Source organism: Allorhizobium ampelinum S4, assembly GCF_000016285.1.
GTDB classification, from domain to species: domain Bacteria; phylum Pseudomonadota; class Alphaproteobacteria; order Rhizobiales; family Rhizobiaceae; genus Allorhizobium; species Allorhizobium ampelinum.
In genome coordinates, this window is record NC_011989.1 from 2,846,169 (window position 1) to 2,871,677 (window position 25,509).

At 57.2% G+C, this 25,509-nt stretch carries 22 protein-coding genes; 18 read left to right on the plus strand and 4 right to left on the minus strand.

Features of this window, described 5'->3' with window-relative positions:
- Positions 1–6: 6 nt before the first annotated feature.
- On the minus strand, positions 7–573 hold the full coding sequence (locus AVI_RS13565; RefSeq protein ID WP_015916876.1) for a recombinase family protein: 567 nt from the start codon (positions 571–573) through the stop codon (positions 7–9).
- Positions 574–909: 336 nt separating this feature from the next.
- On the opposite strand from AVI_RS13565, the gene AVI_RS13570 reads away from it, so the two are divergent.
- The 4 genes from AVI_RS13570 to AVI_RS13585 all read left to right on the plus strand — a co-directional run bounded on the left by AVI_RS13570 (position 910) and on the right by AVI_RS13585 (position 3,150).
- Positions 910–1,551: a hypothetical protein gene (locus AVI_RS13570; RefSeq protein ID WP_041696989.1), complete on the plus strand. Its 642-nt coding sequence runs from the start codon at positions 910–912 to the stop codon at positions 1,549–1,551.
- Between the two features lie 199 nt (positions 1,552–1,750).
- On the plus strand, positions 1,751–1,993 hold the full coding sequence (locus AVI_RS13575; RefSeq protein WP_015916878.1) for a hypothetical protein: 243 nt from the start codon (positions 1,751–1,753) through the stop codon (positions 1,991–1,993).
- A gap of 394 nt (positions 1,994–2,387) precedes the next feature.
- Positions 2,388–2,780 carry a group II truncated hemoglobin gene (locus tag AVI_RS13580; RefSeq protein WP_015916879.1) on the plus strand — a complete coding sequence of 131 codons (393 nt, stop codon included), beginning with the start codon at positions 2,388–2,390 and terminating at the stop codon, positions 2,778–2,780.
- Between the two features lie 4 nt (positions 2,781–2,784).
- A complete protein-coding gene (locus AVI_RS13585) occupies positions 2,785–3,150 on the plus strand; it encodes a DUF423 domain-containing protein (protein WP_015916880.1) in 366 nt (121 codons plus the stop codon).
- Here AVI_RS13585 and AVI_RS13590 read toward each other — a convergent pair whose 3' ends face one another.
- Positions 3,151–3,429 carry a hypothetical protein gene (locus AVI_RS13590; protein ID WP_041696990.1) on the minus strand — a complete coding sequence of 93 codons (279 nt, stop codon included), beginning with the start codon at positions 3,427–3,429 and terminating at the stop codon, positions 3,151–3,153.
- Positions 3,430–3,440: 11 nt separating this feature from the next.
- A complete protein-coding gene (locus AVI_RS13595; RefSeq protein WP_015916881.1) occupies positions 3,441–3,845 on the minus strand; it encodes a DUF2325 domain-containing protein in 405 nt (134 codons plus the stop codon).
- A gap of 289 nt (positions 3,846–4,134) precedes the next feature.
- Here AVI_RS13595 and AVI_RS13600 point away from each other — a divergent pair, with 289 nt between their 5' ends.
- The 4 genes from AVI_RS13600 to AVI_RS13615 all read left to right on the plus strand — a co-directional run bounded on the left by AVI_RS13600 (position 4,135) and on the right by AVI_RS13615 (position 11,595).
- Positions 4,135–5,496 (plus strand): NAD(P)-dependent oxidoreductase, encoded by a 1,362-nt coding sequence (locus AVI_RS13600; RefSeq protein WP_041696992.1) that lies wholly within the window; start codon positions 4,135–4,137, stop codon positions 5,494–5,496.
- 17 nt (positions 5,497–5,513) lie between these two features.
- On the plus strand, positions 5,514–6,827 hold the full coding sequence (gene preA, locus AVI_RS13605) for an NAD-dependent dihydropyrimidine dehydrogenase subunit PreA (RefSeq protein WP_015916883.1): 1,314 nt from the start codon (positions 5,514–5,516) through the stop codon (positions 6,825–6,827).
- Positions 6,828–7,784: 957 nt separating this feature from the next.
- The gene (locus tag AVI_RS13610; RefSeq protein ID WP_085946593.1) at positions 7,785–10,517 is read left to right on the plus strand and encodes a putative bifunctional diguanylate cyclase/phosphodiesterase; all 2,733 of its coding nucleotides are present in this window, start codon (positions 7,785–7,787) and stop codon (positions 10,515–10,517) included.
- 124 nt (positions 10,518–10,641) lie between these two features.
- Positions 10,642–11,595: a DMT family transporter gene (locus AVI_RS13615; RefSeq protein ID WP_015916885.1), complete on the plus strand. Its 954-nt coding sequence runs from the start codon at positions 10,642–10,644 to the stop codon at positions 11,593–11,595.
- Positions 11,596–11,609: 14 nt separating this feature from the next.
- Here the strand turns inward: AVI_RS13615 and AVI_RS13620 are convergent, their stop codons facing one another.
- Positions 11,610–12,251, minus strand: a complete 642-nt coding sequence (locus AVI_RS13620; protein WP_015916886.1) for a TetR family transcriptional regulator C-terminal domain-containing protein — start codon at positions 12,249–12,251, stop codon at positions 11,610–11,612.
- Positions 12,252–12,550: 299 nt separating this feature from the next.
- Here AVI_RS13620 and AVI_RS13625 point away from each other — a divergent pair, with 299 nt between their 5' ends.
- The 10 genes from AVI_RS13625 to AVI_RS13670 all read left to right on the plus strand — a co-directional run bounded on the left by AVI_RS13625 (position 12,551) and on the right by AVI_RS13670 (position 25,252).
- On the plus strand, positions 12,551–13,804 hold the full coding sequence (locus tag AVI_RS13625) for a Zn-dependent hydrolase (RefSeq protein ID WP_041698174.1): 1,254 nt from the start codon (positions 12,551–12,553) through the stop codon (positions 13,802–13,804).
- A 185-nt stretch (positions 13,805–13,989) separates the two neighbouring features.
- Complete coding sequence (locus AVI_RS13630) at positions 13,990–14,400, plus strand: endonuclease domain-containing protein (protein ID WP_049777308.1); 411 nt, start codon at positions 13,990–13,992, stop codon at positions 14,398–14,400.
- A gap of 219 nt (positions 14,401–14,619) precedes the next feature.
- Positions 14,620–16,074, plus strand: a complete 1,455-nt coding sequence (hydA, locus tag AVI_RS13635) for a dihydropyrimidinase (RefSeq protein ID WP_015916889.1) — start codon at positions 14,620–14,622, stop codon at positions 16,072–16,074.
- A gap of 2 nt (positions 16,075–16,076) precedes the next feature.
- Positions 16,077–16,598 (plus strand): hypothetical protein, encoded by a 522-nt coding sequence (locus tag AVI_RS13640; protein ID WP_041696994.1) that lies wholly within the window; start codon positions 16,077–16,079, stop codon positions 16,596–16,598.
- Between the two features lie 16 nt (positions 16,599–16,614).
- On the plus strand, positions 16,615–17,406 hold the full coding sequence (locus AVI_RS13645; protein ID WP_015916890.1) for an ABC transporter ATP-binding protein: 792 nt from the start codon (positions 16,615–16,617) through the stop codon (positions 17,404–17,406).
- Positions 17,396–18,262 carry an ABC transporter permease gene (locus AVI_RS13650; RefSeq protein WP_015916891.1) on the plus strand — a complete coding sequence of 289 codons (867 nt, stop codon included), beginning with the start codon at positions 17,396–17,398 and terminating at the stop codon, positions 18,260–18,262. The genes AVI_RS13645 and AVI_RS13650 overlap by 11 nt, the downstream gene beginning before the upstream one ends.
- Positions 18,259–19,125 carry an ABC transporter permease gene (locus AVI_RS13655; RefSeq protein ID WP_015916892.1) on the plus strand — a complete coding sequence of 289 codons (867 nt, stop codon included), beginning with the start codon at positions 18,259–18,261 and terminating at the stop codon, positions 19,123–19,125. The genes AVI_RS13650 and AVI_RS13655 overlap by 4 nt, the downstream gene beginning before the upstream one ends.
- A gap of 32 nt (positions 19,126–19,157) precedes the next feature.
- Positions 19,158–20,150: an ABC transporter substrate-binding protein gene (locus tag AVI_RS13660; RefSeq protein ID WP_015916893.1), complete on the plus strand. Its 993-nt coding sequence runs from the start codon at positions 19,158–19,160 to the stop codon at positions 20,148–20,150.
- 647 nt (positions 20,151–20,797) lie between these two features.
- On the plus strand, positions 20,798–21,934 hold the full coding sequence (locus AVI_RS13665) for an efflux RND transporter periplasmic adaptor subunit (RefSeq protein WP_015916894.1): 1,137 nt from the start codon (positions 20,798–20,800) through the stop codon (positions 21,932–21,934).
- Between the two features lie 12 nt (positions 21,935–21,946).
- On the plus strand, positions 21,947–25,252 hold the full coding sequence (locus tag AVI_RS13670) for an efflux RND transporter permease subunit (RefSeq protein ID WP_015916895.1): 3,306 nt from the start codon (positions 21,947–21,949) through the stop codon (positions 25,250–25,252).
- The last annotated feature ends 257 nt before the right edge of the window (positions 25,253–25,509 follow it).

Here is a 25,509-nt window from a genome sequence, read left to right on the forward strand (position 1 = left end):
TCGCCTTCACTGAAAGGCGCTCTTGCGTCTAAGTGCGCGATAGAGCGTGGCGCGGCTGATGCCCATGTCGCGGGCCGCTCCCTGGACGGTGACAGATCCACCATGAATGGCACCACGCGCCACCTCCACATCCTGCGTCGTCAGTTTGACGGGCCGCCCTATGGCGCTGCCGCGCTGCCGCGCGGCTGACATGCCCGCCCGCGTCCGCTCGGAAATCAAACTGCGCTCGAACTGTGCGAGGGCGCCCATGATGTGGAAAATCAGAACGCCGCCAGCCGAAGCCGTATCGATACATTCGTTAACGGAATAAAGGCCGATTTTCCGCTCTCCAAGTTCCGTGACCATCTCGATCAGATGCGACAAAGAGCGCCCCAATCGGTCAAGGCGCCAGATCACCAGCGTATCGCCTGATTTGAGTGCAGCAAGCGCCTCCATCAAACCCGGCCTTTGCCGCGTCGCGCCGGAGAGCCCCTGATCCGAAAAAATCCTCTCACATCCCACCTGCGCCAACGCCTGGAGTTGAAGATCAAGATTCTGATCACTGGTGGAAACGCGAGCATAACCAATACGCATCAGGCAAAAACACTCATAACAGATGAAATTTAAAGTCTCAAAGGTGAGATCAACAATAAGTGTATCATAATGGTTCCCTTTTAATCACAACCAAAGAGCGTGTTCAACCTAAAAAACGACCCTAAAGTGCTCATTTTTGGTGTTTTTTTTCTGTCAAGAAACAGTGGAGAATTGAACATTACAAGTAGAACATCAGAGAATCTAATTTTAGTTGTATAAAATAAAATTATATCCTTGGATTGCATTTTTTATGTATCAGATTGCAAATGGGAACGCTTTCGAGACGGAAAAAACGTCAGAAAGCATCACAGGAACCACCATTAAGGATCTGACAAAATGAAATATTCCCTGTCTCTCGAATTCGACACCGATGTCTTGGGCCTCATCAAGGAAGCCGGCCAGCGTGTGGCGGTTGCCAAGCCGGTCGGCAATGGCGCTCCGAACGTGATTTGGGTCGATATCGACCCCTTTCAGGTCACGACCATCGAATGGGAGGAGAATTACTGGATCTATGCTTCGACCGACAGCGTAGAACATGGCGTATCTATCAATAAGCTGAGCGAAGCCTCGAGAGACCCAGCGCTCGACGGCGGATACTACGAATTCACCAACAACAACATCTTCGCCCCCTTCCGAAAAAACAGCAGCGCGCTGCCGGTAAATACCGGCACCTATGCTGCAATCAACAACATGGATTTCGATCGCTATCCGGCCCTGACCTTCGGTCTTGCCCAGGACGCTCTCGTCAACAGGAAGCTGCATGAGCGTAAGCCGATCTCGGCCCAGACCGTGCTCGCCACCCAGTCGATCCGCATGACGCCCTTCACCTATGTCTACGTCTGGTTGCAGGCCGAATTCGAAAGCCAGACGATCATCACCGAGATCGCCGGCACGCCCAGCATTGCCAAGTTCGGCGGCAGCGTCTCCGAAATCTCCCTGAAATACGATCCGATCCACGGCCTGTTCGGCCAGGCGTGATCTGAGACACGTTGAGCCGCAGAGCCGACGCCTTCCCACCAAGGCGTTACCCTTTGCGGCTGAGCTTCGGCGGTCAGCATCCCCACCCCTGCGTGCTGACCGCCGGTTGATCGAAATATTCACTGCCCTGCTTCAACTCATGCCGGAACCCACCGGACGCAAGCGTCCGCACTCCGCCACTTATTCCTCAGGAGTCATTATGATCCATGTCCAAAAAGACGACAGTCTCGCCAATGTCATCGTCAATGCCTTTGCAAATGCTGCGGCACCGGCAGCCGTTGCCCTCGACCCTTACGTAACGGGTATCTCTCCCGAATCCATCACTATCACAGCCAATGGCTTCGGGCCGATCATCATCGACGACCCGCAGGACAATATCATGTATATCGTCTCGACTAATGAGGTCGACTTGGAAATCACTACTCACTCAATCGTCGGATAGCCGAGGAGGACCAGCCCGCGCCTGATCCACAGGCGTACGGACGAACCAGTCGCTCATTCGTAGATGTGCCGGCCGAGCAAGGTTCGGCGGTAATAGCCGCCGAACCACACAACCCCGCCTGTAACAGAACGACCGTTTGCCATCCACAACCGGTATACGGAAGAAAGATTGGATCATGCCAATCTGAAAATGCCTTTTTATGACCAACGCCGTGCTGACGCTCCATATTTACGGCGGCTTTCTGCAAACGTCGATCACCCACGCACACACGCCGCCATTTCTATCACCCGAGCAGATAACGGCCAAGCCCTGCGCCTCAGCCACATCCTCCCCTCGCCCGTTGCCTCCCGCCGCCAAACCCGGCAAAAGAGGTGATGACAGTCGAGGGCAGGATGTGAGTGACGAGAAGACCATCACGCTTTATGAAGCGATCGGCGGCGATGCGACCGTGAAGGCGCTGGTGCATCGCTTTTATCAGTTGATGGACACGCTGCCGGAGGCGGCGCATTGCCGGGCCATTCATCCGGCTGATCTCACCGAAAGCGAAGAGAAGTTTTACGATTATATCACCGGCTATCTCGGCGGGCCGCCGGTCTATATGCAAAAGCGCGGCCATCCCATGTTGCGGCGTCGGCATTTTGTGGCGGAGATCGGGCCACAGGAGCGCGATGAATGGCTCTTATGCTTTCGCCGCGCCATGGACGAGACCATTGCCCACGAGAAGCTGCGTGAGATCATCGGGACGCCGATTGAAAAGCTTGCCCATCATATGCAGAACAAGGAATAGCGCCATGAGCCTGCGCGCATTGAGACCTCTCCTGCTAATCTTGTCCGGCCTGTTCGGCGCCTGCGGCGTCGGGCTGGCGGCAGCGGCGGCGCATGTGACGGGAGCTGGCAATCTGCTTGGCCCCGCCTCCTCGATTGCGCTCACCCATGCCCCCGCCTTGCTGGGGCTTTATCTGGCCGGTGACAGGATTCGCACCGCCACGCTATCCGGCCTGATGATCGGCCTCGGCGTGCTGCTTTTTGCCGGTGATCTCACGGTCAAGCAATGGACCGGCCAGAGCCTGTTTCCTATGGCCGCCCCAACGGGCGGTATTGCGATGATGGTCGGTTGGGCGCTGTTGGCGCTCGGCGCATTTTTGCCGCGCAGCTGATCAGCTGCTACGCCGCGCCGCGTTGCGGTGCCATTGCGGCGGCGGAAAATCGATGACCTCGGCTGAAATCGCTTCCCGCCGCAACCCCTGCGCCAAATGCTGGGTGCGCGATACAGGCCGTTCATGCAGGCCCGGCAGCCGGATAATGTCAGCCATCGCCGCCTGCCGTTCCCGGCCATCCTGCTGCCGCTCGTAGAGCGCGCCAATCAGCCCCTCGCCCGCCTGGTCGCCAAGCTTGTGCAGCTCGATCATCAGGGTGCTATCACCACCGTCATGCATAAATCTGTCCCTTAATTGCTGTCAGAGCGGTCGTTCAACGTCTGAAGCGCCCGTTCCAGGCTGGATTTCGAGCCGTTGCGCAGCGGAATGAAGGTCTTGCCGAATTTCTTGCAGCCACTCTTCACCCGCAGACACGCATCATGGCTGATACAGTCGATCGGGCAGAACACGCAGTCCACCGAAGGCAGCACAGTGTCGATGCGCGAAACAGCTTCCCGCAATCCGCCATCGTGATGGATCAGCTCGGCACCGAAATTCGTGGCTATCTGGCGCAGATGCGCCACCTGGCAATCCCGCCCGCCGACATAGAGGAAGCTCTTGATATCTGCCTGGCCGCCTTTGTCATCAACCGGGGCAGCCGTTACAGCCCGCTTATCTGTCTGCTTCTTCTTTTTCGGCGCATTGTGTTTTGCCATGGACCGTCTCCTGTGTGTGGCGGCGGCGTCTTGCCATCCTCGTGTCTGTTGCAACCACCCTACAAAACATGAGTAAAAGAGTAAAGTATATAGTGGAGGATTTTCATCATGTTTTATCACAGGACATGGCGGCCGAGGTTCGGCATCAAAAACTTGATAAAATCTTTAAATATCAGTTATTTGAACGATTTTCCGCATTGCGGCATATTCCAATTTTTACCGTTTGATAAATTTTTTATCCTGCGTTACGATTTTCCCAATCGCTTCGAACAAAAAAGAGGGAACTGCGATGCGAAAACTGGAACCGGGCGTGAAGGCCGGGCGGCTTGACGCTGCCGATTATGTGAAAAACTTCTCTGACCTGCATCCGCGCCTGGGCGACCATGAAGCGCTTGTTGCCTCTGACCGCTGCTATTTCTGTTATGACGCGCCCTGCATGACGGCCTGTCCGACCTCAATCGACATCCCGCTGTTCATCCGGCAGATCTCGACCGGTAATCCAACCGGCTCGGCCAAGACGATTTTCGATCAGAACATCCTTGGCGGCATGTGCGCCCGCGTCTGTCCCACCGAACAGCTCTGCGAAGAGGCCTGCGTGCGCAACACCGCCGAAGAGCGCCCGGTGGAAATCGGTCGCTTGCAGCGTTATGCGACAGATCTGGCCATTGAACATGGCCACCAGTTCTACACAGCCGCTGCCTCGACCGGAAAGACCATTGCCGTGGTCGGTGCCGGTCCTGCCGGGCTTGCCTGCGCGCATCGGCTGGCCATGCACGGCCATTCCGTCACCATCTACGACACCCGCCCCAAGGCAGGCGGGCTGAACGAATATGGCATCGCCGCCTACAAAACCCCTGAGGGCTTTGCCCAGGCGGAAGTGGATTACATTCTCTCCATCGGCAATATCGACGTGCTGCATGGCCAGATGCTGGGCCGCGACTTCACGCTCGCCGACCTCAAGGCCAAGTTCGATGCGGTGTTTCTCGGCACCGGCCTTGGCAATGTCAACATGCTGACCATTCCCGGCGCCGATACCAATGGCGTCATGGATGCGGTGGAGTTCATTGCTCATCTGCGCCAGGCGAACGCCAAGAGCGATGTGCCGGTTGGACGCGATGTCGTCGTCATTGGCGGCGGCATGACCGCCATCGATGCGGGCGTGCAGGCTAAGTTGCTGGGTGCGGAAAACGTCACCATCTGCTACCGCCGTGGCAAGGAGCATATGAACGCCTCGGATTATGAGCAGGACCTTGCCGCCTCCAAGGGCGTGCAGATCCGCCATTGGCTCCAGCCAAAAGAAGTTGCGCATCACGGCGGCCATGTCGCCTCGATCAGCTTTGAATATACCCATCTGGAAAACGGTCTGATGAAGGGCACTGGGCACATCACCGAGATCAAGGCCGACCAGATCCTCGTCGCCATCGGCCAGAAGCTCGACCCGGAAGGCCAGGACAGCCTTGCGATGCAAGGCGGCAAGATCGCTGTGGATGCAGAGGGTCGCACATCGCTTGCCGGTGTCTGGGCGGGCGGTGACTGCGCCTTCGGCGGCCAGGACCTGACGGTCTCCGCCGTTGCTATGGGCCGCGACGCGGCTGAAAGCATCAACCTGACGCTTGCTGCGGACGCCTCCGGCGTCAGCGCCGTCGCCTGAGCCGGAGGGATTGAACCATGGCTGATATCAGAAATAATTTCGTCGGCATCAAATCACCCAACCCCTTCTGGCTGGCCTCTGCGCCACCGACCGACAAGGCCTATAATGTCGAGCGCGCCTTCAAGGCGGGCTGGGGCGGCGTGGTGTGGAAAACCCTCGGCTCGGAAGGCCCGCCGGTCGTCAATGTCAATGGTCCGCGCTACGGGGCCATCTGGGGGGCGGACCGCCGCCTGCTGGGTCTCAACAATATCGAGCTGATCACCGACCGGCCCTTGCAGGTCAATCTTCAGGAAATGAAGATGGTCAAGATGAACTGGCCGGACCGCGCCCTGATCGCCTCAATCATGGTGCCCTGCGAGGAGGAAGAGTGGAGGGCGATCCTGCCGCTGGTTGAAGAAACCGGGGCTGACGGCATTGAGCTGAATTTCGGCTGTCCGCACGGCATGTCGGAACGCGGCATGGGGGCCGCCGTCGGTCAGGTGCCAGAATATATCGAAATGGTTGTGCGCTGGTGCAAGCAATATAGCCGCATGCCCGTCATTACCAAGCTGACGCCGAACATTACCGATATCCGCAAACCGGCCCGCGCGGCCAAGGCTGGCGGCACCGATGCAGTTTCGCTGATCAACACCATCAATTCCATCGTCTCCGTCGATCTCGACAGCTTTGCCCCCAACCCCAGCGTTGGCGGCAAGGGCAGCCATGGCGGTTATTGCGGCCCGGCGGTCAAGCCGATTGCGCTGAACATGGTGGCGGAAATCGCCCGCGACCCGGAAACCTACGGCCTGCCGATCTCAGGCATCGGCGGCATCACCACCTGGCGCGATGCGGCAGAGTTTTTGGCGCTCGGCGCTGGCAATGTACAGGTCTGCACCGCCGCCATGACCTATGGCTTCAAGATCGTTGAGGAAATGATCACAGGCCTGTCCGACTGGATGGATGCCAAGGGTCACGCATCGCTGGATGACATCTGTGGCCGCGCCGTTCCCAATGTCACCGACTGGCAATATCTCAACCTCAACTATATCGCCAAGGCGCAGATCGATCAGGATGCCTGCATCAAATGTGGCCGCTGTCATATCGCATGCGAGGATACGTCTCATCAGGCAATCACCAGCATTGTCGATGGTGCGCGCAAGTTCGAGGTGATGGAAGACGAATGCGTCGGCTGCAATCTCTGCGTCAACGTCTGTCCGGTCGAAAACTGCATCACCATGGTTGGGCTTGAACCCGGCATGCTGGACCAGCGCACTGGCAAGCCAGTCGATCCGAACTATGCCAACTGGACGACACATCCCAATAATCCGATGGCGGTGCAGGCAGCGGAATAAGTCCAACCGTCATTGCAGTGATGTTGGATTTCCGTTTGTGAGTATCTCAAAGCCTTAAATTGGCAGCAACTGAGAGTCTTTCGGGTTCAGATTGAACCAGACAGATTCTCAGTTTTTTTGTTTGTCATTTCGGGAAAACCGGTGACCACTTTTCCCTTGGCAAATTTTAAGACCAAGGGTCGAAGATGATTACCCATTCTCACCGTGAGGGCATTCCACGCGTTGCGAACAAAAATGACAGGCATCGCCGTGAATTGCATTAGATTTATTTAAATATTAGAAATATACAAATAAAAACAAACCTGCGAAACGTGGCGAGAAAATTCAGGAATTCTCAATTCTTTCATGAACTGATGCAGTCGTTATTTCATCGCATGCTTGACGACAATATCCGTACAGCGCATTGCACCCCTATCGTGGAGCGCGCTTCATCCAAATAACATGACAACACAATGCGTCGACTATACCGCATGCAACCCTATTTTCATCTATGGATCATTGGAGAATTTCTCTCAAAAACTCCAGAATATTTGAGAGGAAATTCAATAAAATAATAAATTTAAATTCTTCGGCAATTTTCTTTTATCCAAGAAATATCAATGATATCAATTGGAAATTGGATAAATTTCTGCAATGCATTTTTTTACACCACAAAGGAAATTTTAGAGAGTTACTTTGCAATGAAATGACCAAGCCTGCATAAGTATATTTGAATAAGAAGAGAGGTCTATCCAGATCATCCAAAATGGGCGAAGCGATTAGGTTCAAACTTCGAAATGAATACTGCATCTTACGCTCTACCAAGGGCGACAGGATTTGACCGGGAATTTGGATCGATTCTCGGAAAAATCCGAGGCGAAGACAACAAGATCGAAAGTCCGTCAGGTGACATAGGAGCCTGGCAGACTCTAAAGAGCAGGACCGAAACATCGATATATCTGCACGTTGAAGAGTTTGATGATGATCATTTCTGCCTGGGCCGGTAACATTGTGGGAAGTGTCAGGAAGCTTGCCAGCTTCTACTGGCCCGCTTTGATTGTTTGCGCTGCGGTTTTCGTCACTATTTTTGCAATCGAAAGTCAAAATCGCAAAGCCTATCTGGAAGACAGGAAGGCCGCGATTTCCGACAAGCTCAGCCCCGTCCGCGCCCGGCTGGAAGGCAATATCAAGGCTGACATCAAGATGCTTCAGGGCCTGCTTGCCGTGCTTGAAACCGAGCCGGACATGAGTCAGGCCCGGTTTTCCGCCATTGGCCGGCGATTTTTCTCCAGGCCTGTCCGGTTGCGCTCGATCAGTCTTTCCTACGACATGCGGACAAGACTGACCTATCCGTTCATTCTCAACCAGGCTGGGCATGATTTTACCGCCAACCCGCAAGAGCAAAAAGCCGCCGTCCAGGCCGAGAACAGCAATATCTATGTCATCACAGAGCCGATGAACCTGCCGACAACAGGCAATAGTCTCGTTATCTTTTACCCCATCGCATCATCGAGCCTCAACGAACCGGCCAGCACGTCACCAGACTTGCCGGACCAGACGTCCCCTCAGGATAAGCCCTTCAGCCATGGCCTGCTGCGTGGCACCGTCGATGTGGAGCGGCTGTTTCGCGAAAGTGGCCTCTACGACCTCGATCTGAATGTCGCGCTTTACGCCGGTTCCGATACGCAGAACGCAGTCAGCAGGGCGTTTTTCGGCGATCCCGCACTGATCGGCGCCAGCGCGGTGCGCATGGAGGTCAGTATCGGCGCACAGACCTGGATATTGGCGGCAGCGCCCAAGGGTGGCTGGCAACAACCTGCCAACGAAATCTGGTTCCGCCAGCTGGTAATGTTCATCCTGGCGCTGGCAATCATCACGCCTTTCCTGTGGGTCGCGCATCTGCTGATGGAACGGCAGGCCAATATTGCCGAGCTCAACGAGCAGGAACGGGAACTGCGCACTCTGTCACAACGATTGCAAATCGCGCTCGACGCCTCGCAAATCGGTGTGTGGGAAATGGATATCGGCAGCCTCGCCCTGACCTGGGACAATCGCATGCGCCAGCTCTACGATTGTGATCCGTCCCGTCCGATTGAAATCCGCGAGGATTGGAGCAACTGTCTCCATCCAGAGGATCGGGAAAGCGCCACTCACGCTCTGGCCACGGCCATCCGCACGGGCTCCAATTACTCGACCGAGTTCCGCATTCTGGATCGCAGCGGCCAGATACGCCATATCCGCTCCTTCGGCTCGATCTATCGCGATGCCGATTTTCGCAAGAAGATCGTTGGCGTGAACTGGAACATCACCGCGGATGTCAAACTGCATGAAGCCCTGCACGATGCCAAAACCGCGCTCGAGGCCCAGAACCAGGAACTGGAAAACGCCCGGCAGATCATGGAACATACGTCTCTGCACGATCCCCTCACCGGACTTGCAAACCGACGCTTCCTCGACCGGCATCTGGCAGAGATCGAAGACCTCAGGGGTAACGGCAAATCTGTCGCTCTGCTGCATATCGATCTCGACAGGTTCAAGGAGATCAACGACACGCTGGGCCACGCGGCGGGTGATGCCATGCTGCGCCATGCTGCCAGCCAGATCAACGCCCACATGTCGCCGGGCGATTTTGCCGCGCGCATCGGCGGCGACGAATTCGTGGTGGTCAAGCACGATGAGAGCAGCCAGGCCGCAGCCCGCATCCTTGGCGAAACCCTGATCGACGCCATCAACCAGCCGATCCATTGGGAGGGCCAGGAATGCCGTGTTAGCGCCAGCATCGGCATTGCCCAGTCCTGCAACAACCACCCGCATCTGGAACAGGCATTGATCAATGCCGATATCGCGCTTTACGAGGCAAAACGGCGCGGAAAGAACCGGCTGGAATTCTTTTCCGACACGTTGAAGGAAGCGACCCTTTCCACCAAGCGCACCGCCGACGCCATTCTGCGCTCGCTGGCCGATCACGATTTCATTCCCTATTTCCAGCCGCAATTTGACGCGCACACCATGCAGATTACTGGCGTCGAGGCGCTCGCGCGCTGGCAACATCCGCAGCTTGGCCTGTTGCCGCCGATTGCATTCCTGTCGGTGGCCGAAAGCCTGAATGTCGTGGCCGCCATCGACAACAGCATTTTGGAACAATCGCTTGCCCAGGCCCGCCGCTGGCAGGAGCATGGGCTGGATACGCCGCATGTCTCGGTCAATATCTCTGCCCAGAGATTGTTCGACGACGGCCTTTTTGCCCATCTGCGCGATACGCCGCTTCCTGCTGGCGGCCTTGCTTTCGAGTTGCTGGAATCGATCTCCTTCGATGACAAGGCGGAAGCCGCGGCCATCGCCATCAGCCAGATCAAGATCCTCGGTATCGATATCGAGATCGATGATTTCGGCACCGGCTATTCCTCGATCCTCAGCCTTTTGAAACTCTCGCCCCGACGCTTGAAAATCGACCGGCAATTGACCCTGCCGATCATCGAGAGCAAGCAACAGCGACGGTTGATCGGCTCTATCGTCGAAATCGGTCGGTCGCTTGGCATTGAAATCATTGCCGAAGGTGTCGAAACCATGCAGCATGCCGACATTCTGCGCGATCTCGGCTGTCATACCTTACAGGGCTTTGGCCTCGCCCGCCCGATGAACGGCGATGACCTGTTCGCGCTTTTGAAGCGCCGGTCCCTGGACCGTAAACAGGACGCCATCGCGCTCTGATACTTTGTAAATGCCTTAGTTTTGAACGGAAAAAGGGTCGCCTCGCTTTGCACTGCATCGTATAGAAAGCCTTGGCGCGACACGAGTAGGCGTCACCAACCTATCATTGCACAAAGACCCGACCGTGACAGCATCGACGATTTCCCCTGCGCCTCAAAAAGACACCGCAAAAGACCGGCACAACAGCCATGCCCGTGGCCGCGAGAAACTGAAGGCCCATCTGGCCGTTCTGCTGTTTGCCGTGTTGCTCGCCACCTCCTTTTCCTTCGGTGGCATGGCGACCCACATGATCGATCCGATTGCGGTCCAGGCGCTACGCTATATCGTCACCATCGCGCTGACCGCTTTCCTGTGCTTCCGCGTCAAGCGCTATCCGCTCAAAGCGCCGCGTCGCCCGGTCCGCTTCGTGATTATCGGCGCGCTGATGGCCACCTATATGATCAGCATGTTCATCGCCCTGCAATTTACCGCCCCTGTGGCGACCGGGGCGATCTTCACGATGATGCCGCTGATGAGCGCAGGCTTTGCCTGGCTATTGATGCGCCAGAAAACCCGTGGCCGGGTGATGGTCAGCCTGGTGATTGCCGCCATCGGCGCGATCTGGGTGATCTTTCGCGGCGATGTGCAGGCGCTGATCCATTTCGACATCGGCAAGGGTGAGCTGATCTACCTCGTCGGCGTCACCGCGCATGCGATTTACGTGCCTCTGCTGCGCAAATTCAACGAGAACGAACCGGCGCTGATCTTCATGCTGTGGTCGGCGGTGGGGACGCTGGCCTTCATTCTGGTGCCGGGCCTGCCCCGGCTGATCGCCCTCGATTATGCCTCGATCTCCTGGCTTGGCTGGGGTCTGGTGCTCTATCTGGCTGTGGTGACGACGCTGATTACCTTCCTTCTGCTGCAATATGCCTCGCAGCGCCTGCCCGCCCCCAAAGTGCTGGCCTATAGCTATCTGACGCCGAGTTTCATCATTGTGCTGGAAGGCGCCATGGGCCATGGCTGGGCGCCGATGGCCGTATTTGCCGGGGCGCTAATCACCGCCGCCGGACTTCTCGCCATGGCCATGTTGCCAGACTGATCCCGTCCCTGCTTTCACATTCCCGGCTGTAGACCCCTCAGAAACAGCCCTTCCAGAAACCGCGCGGCATTCTCGAACCGGTCGTCTTCCGCCGTCCCCGCGCCCAGCACGGCACGCACCTGCACGTCGAAATCAGCATAATGCTGGGTGGTCGACCAGATTGAAAAAATCAGGTGATAGGGATCGCAGGCGATAAGCTTGCCCGCCATGATCCAACTGCGGATCACCTCGGCCTTTTCATCGACCAGGTCTTTCAGCGGTCCTTTCAGCACATCCTCGATAATGGGCGCCCCCTGGAGCACTTCATTGGCAAACAGCCGACTTTCGCGCGGAAAATCGCGGGCCATTTCCAGCTTGCGGCGGATATAGCTCCGGATTTCCTCCTGCGGATCGCCCTCGGCATCAAAGGCGCGCAGCGGCTCAAGCCAATTGGCCAGCAGCCGGTCCATCAGCACCCGGTGCATCGCCTCCTTAGTGCGGAAATAATAGAGCAGATTGGGTTTCGACATGCCCGCCACCTCGGCGATCTGGTCGATGGTCGAGCCGCGAAAGCCGCGCATGGAAAACACGTCCAGCGCCGCTTGCAGGATGACCTCCTCCTTTTCCTCCTGAATTCGCGTCCGCCTCTGCGTCTTCGATGCCCTGGCTATTGCCATGCCCTCTCCCTGTCTTCCCCATGCCTGCCTGCGCCTTGCTGCTTCCAACCCTGCCCCGGAAGCCACCAGACGCGCCTCAAAAACCGGGCGAAAGCTTTGACCGAATTTTTCGCGTTTTTCGGCTTGAGTGCCGCGCCGGAAGTTGTAATGTTTACCAATCGGTCAAATATCAATCACTGCCCTGAGAAAGGCAATGGTTGAGACCGAAACAAAGGCTCAAAAATAACAAGAGCTAACAATGATGGGAACAGCGGTTTTCGATGGGCATCGAAATCCCTGCACAAATTAGGATTGATAAGATGACGGCTCACCCCGGTGCGAACCTGCGCGTAAATGCTGACCGGCTGTGGGACAGCCTGATGGACATGGCCAAGATTGGCCCCGGCATTGCTGGCGGCAACAACCGCCAGACCTTGACCGACGAAGACGCCGAAGGTCGCGCGCTGTTCCAGAGCTGGTGCGAGGCAGCAGGCATGACCATGGGCGTGGACCAGATGGGCACCATGTTCGCCACCCGCCCCGGCACCGACCCCGATGCCCTGCCCGTTTATGTTGGCTCCCACCTCGACACCCAACCCACCGGCGGCAAGTATGATGGCGTGCTGGGTGTGCTGGCCGCGCTGGAAGTGGTGCGCTCCATGAACGATCTTGGCGTTAAAACCAAGCATCCGATTGTTGTGACCAACTGGGCCAATGAAGAAGGCGCGCGCTTTGCCCCGGCCATGCTGGCCTCCGGCGTGTTTGCGGGCATGCATACGCTGGATTACGCCTATTCCCGCAAAGACCCAGACGGCAAGACCTATGGCGATGAGCTGAAGCGCATTGGCTGGCTGGGCGAGGAAGAGGTTGGTGCGCGCAAAATGCACGCCTATTTCGAATATCACATTGAGCAAGGGCCGATTCTGGAAGCCGAAAACAAGCAGATTGGCGTTGTTACCCACTGTCAGGGCCTGTGGTGGCTGGAATTTACGCTGACAGGCCGTGAAGCGCACACTGGCTCCACGCCAATGAACTTGCGCGTCAACGCTGGTCTGGCCATGAGTCGGATCATTGAGATGGTGCAGGATGTGGCGATGAGCGAGCAGCCGGGTGCTGTTGGCGGCGTGGGACAAGTGTTCTTCTCGCCCAACTCCCGCAATGTGCTGCCGGGCAAGGTGGTGTTCACGGTGGATATTCGCACCCCAAGCCAAGACAAACTCGACCGGATGCGGGCGAAGATTGAAGCAGAAGCCGCAACAATCTGCGAAGCGCTGGGCGTTGGCTGCTCAGTGGAAGCTGTTGGCCATTTCGATCCCGTGACGTTTGATCCCACGCTGGTAGGCCGCGTGCGCGATGCCGCCGAGCGGCTGGGCTATAGCCACATGAACATCATTTCCGGTGCTGGCCACGATGCTTGCTGGGCGGCGCGGGTTGCGCCATCGACGATGATTATGTGTCCGTGTGTGGGTGGGCTTTCGCACAATGAGGCGGAAGAGATTTCCAAGGATTGGGCTGGTGCCGGGTGTGATGTGTTGTTGCATGCGGTGTTGGAGACGGCGGAGGTTGTGGGGTAAGCATGGGCCTTCGGCACCCCCTCATCCGGCTCTTCGAGCCACCTTCTCCCCGCTGGGGAGAAGAGGGAGTGTGCCGTAACCTTTGCATTGCAAGACAGCAGCATATGAAGATGAACCGGCTGCGTCTTGGTCTCTTCACGCCTGCGGGGAGAAGGTGCCGGCAGGCGGATGAGGGGGCCGAAGGCATGACGGACATTACCAAACGCCGACCCGGCAAAACAGGACAAGCAAGACAGCTTCGTCAGAATGAAACCGATGCAGAATATCGACTGTGGGGCGATCTTCGCAACAGGCTGCTCAATGGTCATAAATTCGCGCGTCAGGTGCCTCTCGGTGCCTATATTGCTGATTTCGTTTGCCGTGAACGCTGCTTGATTGTTGAACTGGATGGATGCCAACATGCCGAAAGCGCTTCAGACGAGATGCGAACAGCGTGGCTGAATGACCAGGGTTATGATGTGCTTCGGTTTTGGAACGGCGAGGTTCTCTCGGAAAGACGCGATGTTCTTGAAACAATCCTTGCCGTTCTGGAAGGCAAGATCACCGAGCGTTGTGGCACATTACGGTTCTATCCGGGGAAACGAGGACATGAATGAGCAAGCCTAGGGGCCTTCGGCCACCCCCTCATCCGGCTCTTCGAGCCACCTTCTCCCCGCTGGGGAGAAGAGGGAGTGTGCCGCGCCCTTTGTGCTTTCCAATAGACGAAGCGGCTGCGTCCGGGTCTCTTCTCCCCCGCGGGGAGAAGGTGTCGGCAGGCGGATGAGGGGGCCGAAGGCCACCAAACGACAACCAAAAACAAACACGGGTGAACACACATGAGCACAGTCATCAAGAACGGCACCGTCGTCACCGCCGATCTCACCTACAAGGCCGATGTGAAAATCGAGGGCGGCGTCATCACCGAAATCGGCCCGGACCTTTCCGGCGATACCGTGCTGGATGCCTCCGGCTGTTACATCATGCCGGGTGGTATTGATCCGCATGTGCATCTGGAAATGCCGTTCATGGGCACCTATTCCGCCGATGATTTTGAAAGCGGCACCCGTGCGGGTCTGGCTGGCGGCACCACCATGGTGGTGGATTTCTGTCTGCCCGATCCCGGCCAATCGCTGCTGGAAGCGCTGACCCGCTGGGACAATAAATCCACCCGCGCCAATTGCGATTATTCCTTCCACATGGCCATCACCTCATGGGATGAGCGCATTTTCAACGAGATGCAGACCATTGTGCAGGACAAGGGCATCAACACTTTCAAACACTTCATGGCCTATAAGGGGGCCTTGATGGTGAATGATGACGAGATGTTTGCCTCCTTCTCCCGCTGTGCCGAACTGGGCGCGCTGCCGCTGGTGCATGCCGAAAATGGTGATGTAGTCGCGGCCATGTCGGCAAAGCTGCTGGCAGAAGGCAATGACGGGCCGGAGGCGCACGCCTATTCCCGCCCGGCTGAAGTGGAGGGTGAAGCCACCAACCGCGCCATCATGCTGGCCGATATGGCAGGAGTGCCGCTCTATGTGGTGCATACCTCTTGCGAACAGGCCCATGAGGCCATCCGCCGCGCCCGGCAAAAGGGCATGCGGGTCTATGGCGAGCCGCTGATTCAGCATCTGACGCTGGATGAGAGCGAATATTTCGACAAGGATTGGGACCACGCCGCCCGCCGGGTGATGTCGCCGCCGTTCCGCAACAAGCAGCATCAGGATAGCCTCTGGGCGGGCCTGCAATCCGGCTCGCTCTCTTGCGTTGCCACCGACCATTGCGCCTTTACATCAGAGCAAAAGCGGTTTGGCGTTGGCAATTTCACCAAAATCCCCAATGGCACCGGCGGGTTGGAAGATCGCCTGCCGATGCTGTGGACCTATGGCGTGGCCACGGGCCGCTTGACCATGAACGAGTTCGTGGCCGTCACCTCCACCAACATCGCCAAAATCCTCAATATCTATCCGAAGAAGGGCGCGATCCTTGTGGGGGCCGATGCCGATATTGTGGTGTGGGACCCGAAGCGCTCCAAAACAATCTCGGCCAACAACCAGCAATCGGCCATTGATTACAATGTGTTCGAGGGCAAAACCGTCACCGGCCTGCCGCGCTTTACGCTCACCCGTGGCGTGGTGGCGATTGAGGAAAGCACCGTGAAAACGCAGGAAGGCCACGGCAAGTTTGTGAAGCGCGAGCCTTATCCTGCGGTGAGCAAGGCGCTGTCTACGTGGAAAGAACTGGTGTCGCCGCGCAAAGTGGAGCGCACAGGCATTCCGGCCAGCGGGGTGTGAGGATGAGCAAGCTCAGGATGGTGAGGGCTTATCTGGGCGCTGTAATCACAGGGCTAATGGTTTTCGCTCTCATCATGCTGCCAATATTTCTCTTACCTTTGATGACGTCAGGTGAAACAAAATTCTCAACCGATGCGTTTTTAAACGGATCAGTCGGCTCATTTATACTAATTCTTATGTTTATTGGATATGGTCTTCCAGTATCCCTCATCACAGCCGCACCTTTTACTTTAATATGCACTTCCCTTATCGGAATTGCATGGAACGCAACGCATAGGAATTCTATTATTTTAGGTGCGCTATGCCCACTAGTATCGACAGCATTTTTCACCATGCTGTTTATCATGCCGACGACGTCACCACCTGATCCTGAAAGCAACCGATTTAACGACTATATTTTACCGGCTCTGGTCGTAGGTGTCGCATTGATCCCGAGCGGTGCCGTCGCCGGATCGGTTTTCTGGCGTCTGGGGCTGAGACCGAAGGCCTCTCCATCCAAACCCGCTCTTCAGGTGAAATCATGAGACATGGAAGATCGTAATGTCAGCCTCCCCCTATTCCGTCGTCTCCGCCAAAGATCTCTGTCTGACCTTCCAGACCAATGATGGGCCGGTGCATGCGCTGTCCAACGTGGATCTGGAGGTGAAAAAGGGCGATTTTGTTTCCTTCATTGGCCCATCCGGCTGTGGCAAAACCACGTTTTTGCGCGTCATTGCTGATCTGGAAAAGCACACATCCGGCACCATTACCGTCAATGGCATGACGCCGGAGAATGCCCGCAAGGAACGTTCCTACGGCTATGTGTTTCAGGCGGCAGCGCTCTATCCATGGCGCACCATTGAGCAAAACATTGCCCTGCCGCTGGAGATTATGGCCTATAGCCCGGATGAGAGGAAAAAGCGGATTGAGCAAACACTAGAACTGGTCAATCTCGCAGGCTTTGGCAAAAAATTCCCCTGGCAGCTCTCCGGCGGCATGCAGCAACGTGCCTCGATTGCCCGCGCACTGGCTTTTGATGCCGACCTGTTGTTGATGGATGAGCCATTTGGCGCGCTGGATGAAATTGTCCGCGATCATTTGAACGAGCAATTGCTGAAACTCTGGGATCGCACCAACAAGACCATCTGTTTTGTCACCCACTCGATTCCAGAGGCCGTTTATCTCTCCACCAAAATCGTGGTGATGAGCCCCCGGCCCGGGCGCGTGACCGATGTGATTGAATCGACCCTGCCACGGGAGCGACCGCTGGATATTCGCGAAAGCCCGGAGTTTCTGGCCATTGCCCATCGTGTGCGCGAAGGTTTGCGGGCGGGGCATAGTTATGAGGAATAGACTTCTCCCCATCCTCACCGTCATCCTTGCCATATTGATCATCTGGCATGTCTTCGTGGTCATTCTCAACGCGCCCTTTGTGCGCGATCAGGCAGCAAGAGCGGGTGAAACCATCACCACCGCGCAAGTGATTGAGCAAACCTTCAATCAGGAACGCCCCGTCCTTCCCGCCCCGCACCAGATCATTGCCGAGCTGTGGGATACGACCATCGACAAACCCATTACCTCCAAGCGCAGCCTTGTGTATCACGCATGGATCACCCTTTCCGCCACACTGATGGGCTTTGGCATGGGCACCGTTCTGGGCATTCTGCTGGCCATTGCCATTGTCCATAACCGTGCCGTCGATAAATCGCTGATGCCGTGGGTGATTGCCAGCCAGACCATTCCCATCATTGCCGTGGCCCCGATGATTATTGTGGTACTGAACGCCATTGGCATTTCAGGCCTGATGCCCAAGGCGCTGATTTCCACCTATCTGTCCTTCTTTCCCGTGGTGGTGGGCATGGTCAAAGGCCTGCGCAGCCCAGATGCCATTTTGATTGATCTGATGCGCACCTATTACGCCAGCAACACCCAGACATTCTGGAAACTCCGCATGCCCGCCGCCATGCCCTATCTGTTCACCTCGCTGAAAGTGGCGATTGCGATTTCGCTGGTCGGTGCCATTGTGGGGGAATTGCCCACCGGAGCCGTCGCGGGCCTTGGCGCACGGCTGCTGTCTGGCTCTTACTATGGTCAGACGGTGCAAATCTGGGCAGCGCTGTTTATGGCGGCGGGGTTGGCGGCGCTGTTGGTGGCTATCGTCGGGCTTGCCCACACTGCGGTTCTGAAACGCATGGGAGAGCGGGCATGAGTGGGTATCTGCTGTTTGCGCTGATCTTCTGGCTTGTCGCATGGGGCGTGAACGAATGGCTGGTGCGCCAACATTTCGCTGCCCTGCCCGCCCAGCGTGCCGCCAATATTGCGGTGCCGTTGCTGTTTGGCATCACGCTTTTGGTCATCTGGGAATGCGTGGTGCGCGGCTTCGATATCCCCTCCATTCTGCTGCCCGCCCCCAGCATGATCTGGACCCGGCTGATCCATTCCCTGCCCATCCTCTGGGCCGATTTCCAACAGACATTTTTGAAATCGGTGCTCACGGGCTATGTCGCAGGCTGTGGCCTTGGCTTTATCGTGGCCGTGCTGATTGATCGCTCACCGTTTCTGAAACAAGGCCTGTTGCCGATTGGCAATTTCGTCTCGGCCCTGCCCGTGGTGGGCGTGGCCCCGATTATGGTGATGTGGTTTGGGTTTGATTGGCCCTCAAAAGTCGCCGTCGTGGTGATCATGACCTTCTTCCCCATGCTGGTGAACACCGTGCAGGGACTATCAGCCGCCAGCAATATGGAGCGCGATTTGATGCGCACCTATGCCGCCAGCTGGTGGCAGACGTTGATCAAGCTCCGGCTTCCCGCCGCCTGGCCGTTTATTTTCAACGCTCTGAAAATCAATTCCACGCTGGCGCTGATTGGGGCCATTGTGGCCGAGTTTTTTGGCACCCCCATCGTCGGCATGGGCTTTCGCATTTCCACCGAGGTTGGCCGCAGCAATGTCGATATGGTCTGGGCCGAAATTGCGGTGGCGGCGCTGGCGGGTTCGGTTTTCTATGGTTTGGTGGCGCTGGCTGAAAAGGTCGTCACCTTCTGGCATCCGTCTGTCCGTGGTGGGCAGCGCTGATAAAACATGAGATAACAAGAGAGGGAACGATCATGAAAAGCAAAATCACCACACTGCTTATGGCCACCAGCATTTCCATGCTGGCTATGCAGGCCCATGCCGCAGACAAGCTGACCCTGCAATTGAAATGGGTGACACAGGCACAGTTTGCTGGCTATTACGTCGCCAAAGACAAAGGCTTCTATAAGGAAGAAGGCCTTGATGTGGACATCAAGCCCGGCGGCCCGGACATTGCGCCCGCGCAAGTGCTGGCCGGTGGCGGTGCCGATGTGATTGTCGATTGGCTGCCATCCGCCTTGGCCACCCGTGAAAAAGGCGTGCCGCTGGTCAATATCGCCCAGCCGTTCAAACATTCGGGCATGATGCTGACCTGTCTCAAGGAAAGCGGCGTTAAGACGCCTGCCGATTTCAAGGGCAAGACGCTGGGCGTGTGGTTCTTCGGCAATGAATATCCGTTCCTGTCCTGGATGGCGCATCTGGGCATCAAAACCGATGGCAGTGCTGACGGTGTAAAGGTGCTGAAACAGGGCTTCAACGTAGATCCGTTGTTGCAAAAGCAGGCGGCCTGCATTTCCACCATGACCTATAATGAATATTGGCAGGTCATCGATGCCGGTATCAAGCCCGATCAGTTGATCACCTTCCCCTATGAGAAGGAAGGCGTCGCAACCTTGGAAGACGGCCTCTACGTGCTGGAGCCAAAGCTGAAAGACCCGGCATTTAAGGAAAAGATGGTCAAGTTCGTCCGTGCCTCGATGAAGGGATGGAAATGGGCTGAAAAAAACCCGGACGAGGCAGCTGGTATCGTGCTGGACAACGACGCCTCCGGAGCCCAGACCGAAAAGCATCAGAAGCGGATGATGAGCGAAGTGGCCAAGCTGACGGAAGGCTCCAAGGGCGCGCTGGACGAGGCCGATTACAAGCGCACCGTGGCCACCCTGCTCGGCGGCGGTTCCGATCCTGTCATATCCAAAGAACCCGTGGGTGCTTATACCCATGAAATCACCGATGCAGCGCTGAAATAGGCAGATCCAACTTTCAATTTTATCGTGTATTCGCCGCCAGGGGTCTTATCCCATTCCCTGGCGGCGGGGTTCCCATAGGCTGACTGAGCGGCCCCGCTGAGCTTGCCCTAACCCTTTTATTTCATGGGATTTTCATATTGGCACAGGCCCGACTACCGCGTGCGGGCAAAACCGGGTTTACCACACAAGCCGATCCGCGATCAGGTCGAAGCCGCGCGCTTTCCTTTAACTATTATTGCAATGCAACCTCTTCGCTGCACCGGCTCTGTCTGCAGCGGGATTGCGCTGAAACCGCCCCTGTCGTAACGTAACCCTATTAAAAACCCGGGTTTTCCGTTGATCGGCAAACCTGACATTGTATTTAAAGCCATTTCGATAATATTAGCGTATTGTGGGTTTTCCATAGATCCCCAGGGATTTGAATAGACATGTTTGAAATCGTATCGTCCCTGGTCACAGCGCGCCCCGGGAAAAAGGCTCGCGCCCACCCTGCCTTCATCCGCAAGGCCGCGATCCGGCGTGATAAATCAGGCATTGGGAGGATACCAGGGGTGACAGACAGTCGGGTTGGAACTTTGCGCGTCAGGCCAATCACCCTCGTTCTGACGCTGCTTCTGTCGGTTAGCCAGGGCGGTTTTATACCTGCCGTGAAAGCGCAATCTACTGAGCCAACAGCCAGCACCGATGCCCAGCTCCCGGCCATCGTCGTTGCCAAAGCCAGCACCCAGAGCCTGACCGACAAGGTGATCGGCACCGGAAGCGTCAAGGCCGTCGAGGAAATCTACGTCCAGCCTGAAGTGGATGGAATAGCCATTCGCAATCTTCTGGCCGATGTCGGCGACAAGGTGAAGGCGGGTCAGGTTCTGGCAACGCTGGATGGCGACAGCCTGATCCTGCAAAAGGCGCAGTATGCCGCCAACCAGGCCAAGGCCGAGGCCTCTCTTGCCCAGTACAAGATCCAGTTGATCGATGCGCAGGCCAGTGCAGCAGAAGCGGAACGCCAATTGGCGCGCGGCCAGTCGCTGGTCTCCGGCGGCACGATTTCCACCGCTCAGGTCCAGCAATACGAAACATCCGCCATCAATGCCCGCAACAAGGTGGACAGCGCCCGCCAGTCCATCGCCATTGCCGAGGCCGAATTGAAAGTGGTGATCAGCCAGGTCGCCGATCTCAACCTGAAACTGGCCCGCACCGATATCAAGGCGCCGTTCGGCGGGTTGATCACCGCCCGCAATGCCCGCATCGGCGCCATTGCTGCCGGCTCCGGCCAGCCGCTGTTCACCATTATCCGCGACAGCAAGATCGAGCTGGTGGCCGAAGTATCCGAAAGCGATATGCAAAAAATGCGGATAGGCCAACCGGCCGAAATCGCCATTGCTGGACAGGCAACGCCGATCAGCGGCCATGTGCGGCTGATCTCACCCGCCATCAGCCCAACGACCAGGCTGGGCGAGGTCCATATTTTGCTCGATGATAGCGATGCGGCCCGCCAAGGCATGTATGCCAGCGCCTTGATTACTATTACATCCGCCTCAGGCATTGCCCTGCCCTTGTCCGCAATCGACAGCGGCAAGGCCGGGAGCTTTACCCGCATCGTAGAGAATGGCGTGGTCCGCCAAGTGAAAATCGAGACCGGCATTATCGAAAACGGCTTTATCCTGGTGACATCTGGCGTCAAGCCGGGCGATCTGGTGGTGCTGAAAGCAGGCGCTTTCGTGCGCGATGGCGACAAGGTCAGGCCGGTGCTTGAAACCGTGAGCCAGACCGGCGCAATATCCAACTGACGAGGCAAGACGATGAATTTCTCCGCCTGGTCAATCCGCAATCCGATAGCACCCCTGTTGGGCTTCTTCCTGCTGATGGTGCTGGGCATCCAGTCCTTCAACAGCCTGCCCATTACCCGCTTTCCGAATATCGATGTGGCCGTCGTGTCGATCAGCGTCACCCAGAGCGGGGCGTCGCCGTCGGAACTGGAAATGCAGGTGACCAAGGAAATCGAGGATGCGGTCGCCTCGATCAACGGCGTCGATGAGATCTCCTCCAAGGTCAATGACGGCGTGTCGGTCACCTCGGTGGTGTTCCGCATCGAAATTCCCACCCAGCAGGCCGTTCAGGATGTCAAGGATGCGGTGGATCGGATCCGCAACGATCTGCCCGCTGGCGTCGATGAGCCGATCGTCAACAAGGTCGATGTCGAAGGTCAGGCAATCCAGACCTTTGCCGTCTCCGCCCCGAACATGACGCTTGAAGAATTGTCCTGGTTCGTCGATGACACAATCAAACGCGCGCTGCAGGGCCAGAAAGGCATTGGCCGCATCGACCGGATCGGCGGTGCCGACCGCGAGATCCGGATCGAGCTGGACCCGGATCGGCTGAATGCACTGGGCATTACCGCCGCCGACGTCAACAAGCAATTGCGCGGCACCAATGTCGATATCGGCTCGGGCCGGGGCCAGGTGGCTGGCGCCGAACAGGCGATCCGCGTGCTGGGCGATACCCGGAATGTCCAGGCGCTCGCCACCACCACCATTGCCATTTCCTCGGACCGCTTCGTCAAGCTTGCCGATCTTGGCCGGATCATCGACAGCTATACGGAGCCAAAAAGTTTCGCCCTGTTCGACAACCAGCCGGTGGTGTCCTTCTCGGTGTTCCGCTCCAAGGGTGCCTCCGATGTGGCCGTCGCCGAACTGGTGGCCAAAAGCCTCGATGAGGTGCGGGCCAAAAATCCTGATGTCGGCATCAACCTGATCAGCGATTTTGTCTATTTCACCTATGGCAATTACACCGCCGCCATCGATACCCTGCTGGAAGGGGCAATCCTGGCGGTCATCGTGGTGTTCCTGTTCCTGAAAAACTGGCGAGCAACGCTTATTTCGGCCATTGCCCTGCCGCTTTCCGCCATACCGACCTTCTGGATCCTCGAGATGATGGGCTTTTCGCTCAATCTCGTCAGCTTCCTCGCCCTGACACTGGCGACCGGCATTCTGGTGGACGACGCCATCGTCGAAATCGAAAACATCGCCCGCCATATCAAGATGGGCAAGACGCCCTATCGGGCCGCTATCGAGGCTGCCGACGAAATCGGCCTTGCCGTCATCGCCACCACCTTCACCATTGTGGCCGTCTTCGTGCCCGTGTCCTTCATGGGCGGCATTCCCGGTCAGTATTTCATCCAGTTCGGCCTGACGGTCGCCTTTTCCGTGCTGTTTTCGCTGCTGGTCGCCCGGCTGATCACCCCGATGATGGCCGCATACCTGATGCGGCCGGAAGACGGCCATGACGAGGACGAAGGGCAGGAAGGCCGTTTCATGCGGCTCTATACGCGGCTTGTCCTGACGACCACCAGCACATGGTATCGCCGCTATCTGACACTGGCGGCAGCGCTGGTGTTCCTAGTGGTATCTGTCGGCCTGCTGATGCAGGTTCCGACCAGCTTCCTGCCGCCAGAAGATGCCGGGCGCATCACGCTTTCAATAGAACTGCCGCCCAATGCCACGCTTGATGAAACCGAAAGCCGGGCCAGGCAGATCACCGAGACCCTGAAGCCGCTTGCCGGCGTGCAATCGGTCTTTGTCCAGGGCGGCACCTCGCCCAGTGGCGATCTGGAACTGCGGCGGGCGTCCGTAACCCTGCAACTCTTCCGCATCGAGCATTCGCTGGTCAAAACCGTGGTCAACAAACTGATCGGCGGCCTGCCGCTGATCGGCCCTTACCTGCCGAAAATGACCGTCGACGGCCGCACGATCCCGCAATGGCAGATTGAAAAACAGGTCTTTGCCAAGCTGCATGACATTCCCGATATGCGCGTCCAGAAAATGAACGATCGCGGTGCCCGCGACATGGCATTCTACTTCCTCTCCAAGAACGAAGAGGATCTGACAGAAGCAGTCAGCATTCTGGAGGCGAAATTGCGCACCGTACCGGTGCTGGCCAATGTCAGCGCCGATGGCTCACTGCCGCGCCCGGAATTGCAGATCCGTCCGAAAACCGATGAAATGGCCAGATTGGGCATTACCGCCCAGCAGGTTTCCGAAACCCTTCGCGTCGCAACCATCGGCGATATCGACGCGCAATTGCCGAAAATCTCACTGGATGGCCGGTTGATCCCGATCCGGGTTCAAGCGGCGCTTGGCCAGCGTCGCGACCTTGGTGCTATCAGGGCGCTGAAAATCAAGTCTGCGTCCGGTTCCATGGTGCCGCTCTCCACCGTGGTCGATATCGATTACACCCAAGGCATCAGCTCGATCAAACGCAATCACCGCGACCGTGTGGTCTCGATCGGCGCCGACCTGCCGCAGGGCGTGGCGCTCGATACGGCGACGGCAGCCTTCAAGCAGGCCGTTGCCTCCGCCAAGATTCCCGCCAGCGTCTATCTGAAGGAAACCGGCGACACCAAGGTCCAGAAGGAAATGCTGGCGAGCTTCGTCAACGCGATGATCCTGGGCCTGCTGCTGGTGCTGATCGTGCTGATCCTGCTGTTCAAGGACATCATCCAGCCCTTCACTATTCTGCTGTCGCTGCCGCTGGCTGTCGGTGGCGTGGCGGTGGCGCTGATCATCACCCATAATGCCCTGTCGATGCCCGTGCTGATCGGCATCCTGATGCTGATGGGAATCGTTACCAAGAATGCCATCCTGCTGATCGATTTTGCCATCGAAATGCGCCGCCACGGCATGGAACGTGTCGAAGCGATGGTCGAGGCGGGCCGCAAGCGCGCCAGACCGATCATCATGACCTCGATTGCCATGTCGGCGGGCATGCTGCCCTCGGCGCTGGGCGTCGGCGAAGGCGGCTCGTTCCGCTCGCCCATGGCCATCGCCGTGATCGGCGGCATCATCGTCTCGACAGTAATGAGCCTTGTCGTCGTCCCCTCCTTCTTCCTTGTCATGGACGATCTGTCACGCCTGCTGGGCGTCGTCTTCGGCAGGCTGGTCGGCGCCAAGGAACAGGAACGAGAGCCGCTCGACACCGCCACCCTCACCGATTTACACGACCAGACCGCGGCCCAGATCTCCACGCTCGAAGCCCGCATGGATGGCCTGGAAGCCGGTGCTGCCCATCCGCCAAGACGCCTCTCAGCGGGACCGTTCGGACGGGATTGATACGAAAACCATTGAAAATGACAGATCCCACAAGGCGATACGGCAGCCATAGCGTATCGCCTTGTGCCAGGTTCGGTTTTCCATCCGAAGCCCCTGCTTAATCCGTTGAACGGAGCTGCAATCACGCAAACCTGTGATTGTAATTGGCTATTGATCGAAATCAAACCATTGGCCCGATTTTCCCATTAGATTACCCCCATCGACCAGTGGCGGGGGCCGATGGTGGGAAAGAGGGCGCCGTCTTGCACCAATGGGAA

Coding starts and splice junctions, on each gene's coding strand:
- hydA (WP_015916889.1), top strand. CDS start 14,620: ATGAGCACAGTCATCAAGAACGGCACCGTCGTCACCGCCGATCTCACC.
- preA (WP_015916883.1), top strand. CDS start 5,514: ATGGCTGATATCAGAAATAATTTCGTCGGCATCAAATCACCCAACCCC.
- AVI_RS13670 (WP_015916895.1), top strand. CDS start 21,947: ATGAATTTCTCCGCCTGGTCAATCCGCAATCCGATAGCACCCCTGTTG.
- AVI_RS13640 (WP_041696994.1), top strand. CDS start 16,077: ATGAGCAAGCTCAGGATGGTGAGGGCTTATCTGGGCGCTGTAATCACA.
- AVI_RS13650 (WP_015916891.1), top strand. CDS start 17,396: ATGAGGAATAGACTTCTCCCCATCCTCACCGTCATCCTTGCCATATTG.
- AVI_RS13660 (WP_015916893.1), top strand. CDS start 19,158: ATGAAAAGCAAAATCACCACACTGCTTATGGCCACCAGCATTTCCATG.
- AVI_RS13625 (WP_041698174.1), top strand. CDS start 12,551: ATGACGGCTCACCCCGGTGCGAACCTGCGCGTAAATGCTGACCGGCTG.
- AVI_RS13610 (WP_085946593.1), top strand. CDS start 7,785: ATGATGATCATTTCTGCCTGGGCCGGTAACATTGTGGGAAGTGTCAGG.
- AVI_RS13600 (WP_041696992.1), top strand. CDS start 4,135: ATGCGAAAACTGGAACCGGGCGTGAAGGCCGGGCGGCTTGACGCTGCC.
- AVI_RS13595 (WP_015916881.1), bottom strand. CDS start 3,845: ATGGCAAAACACAATGCGCCGAAAAAGAAGAAGCAGACAGATAAGCGG.
- AVI_RS13630 (WP_049777308.1), top strand. CDS start 13,990: ATGACGGACATTACCAAACGCCGACCCGGCAAAACAGGACAAGCAAGA.
- AVI_RS13570 (WP_041696989.1), top strand. CDS start 910: ATGAAATATTCCCTGTCTCTCGAATTCGACACCGATGTCTTGGGCCTC.
- AVI_RS13575 (WP_015916878.1), top strand. CDS start 1,751: ATGATCCATGTCCAAAAAGACGACAGTCTCGCCAATGTCATCGTCAAT.
- AVI_RS13655 (WP_015916892.1), top strand. CDS start 18,259: ATGAGTGGGTATCTGCTGTTTGCGCTGATCTTCTGGCTTGTCGCATGG.
- AVI_RS13645 (WP_015916890.1), top strand. CDS start 16,615: ATGTCAGCCTCCCCCTATTCCGTCGTCTCCGCCAAAGATCTCTGTCTG.
- AVI_RS13620 (WP_015916886.1), bottom strand. CDS start 12,251: ATGGCAATAGCCAGGGCATCGAAGACGCAGAGGCGGACGCGAATTCAG.
- AVI_RS13585 (WP_015916880.1), top strand. CDS start 2,785: ATGAGCCTGCGCGCATTGAGACCTCTCCTGCTAATCTTGTCCGGCCTG.
- AVI_RS13590 (WP_041696990.1), bottom strand. CDS start 3,429: ATGCATGACGGTGGTGATAGCACCCTGATGATCGAGCTGCACAAGCTT.
- AVI_RS13565 (WP_015916876.1), bottom strand. CDS start 573: ATGCGTATTGGTTATGCTCGCGTTTCCACCAGTGATCAGAATCTTGAT.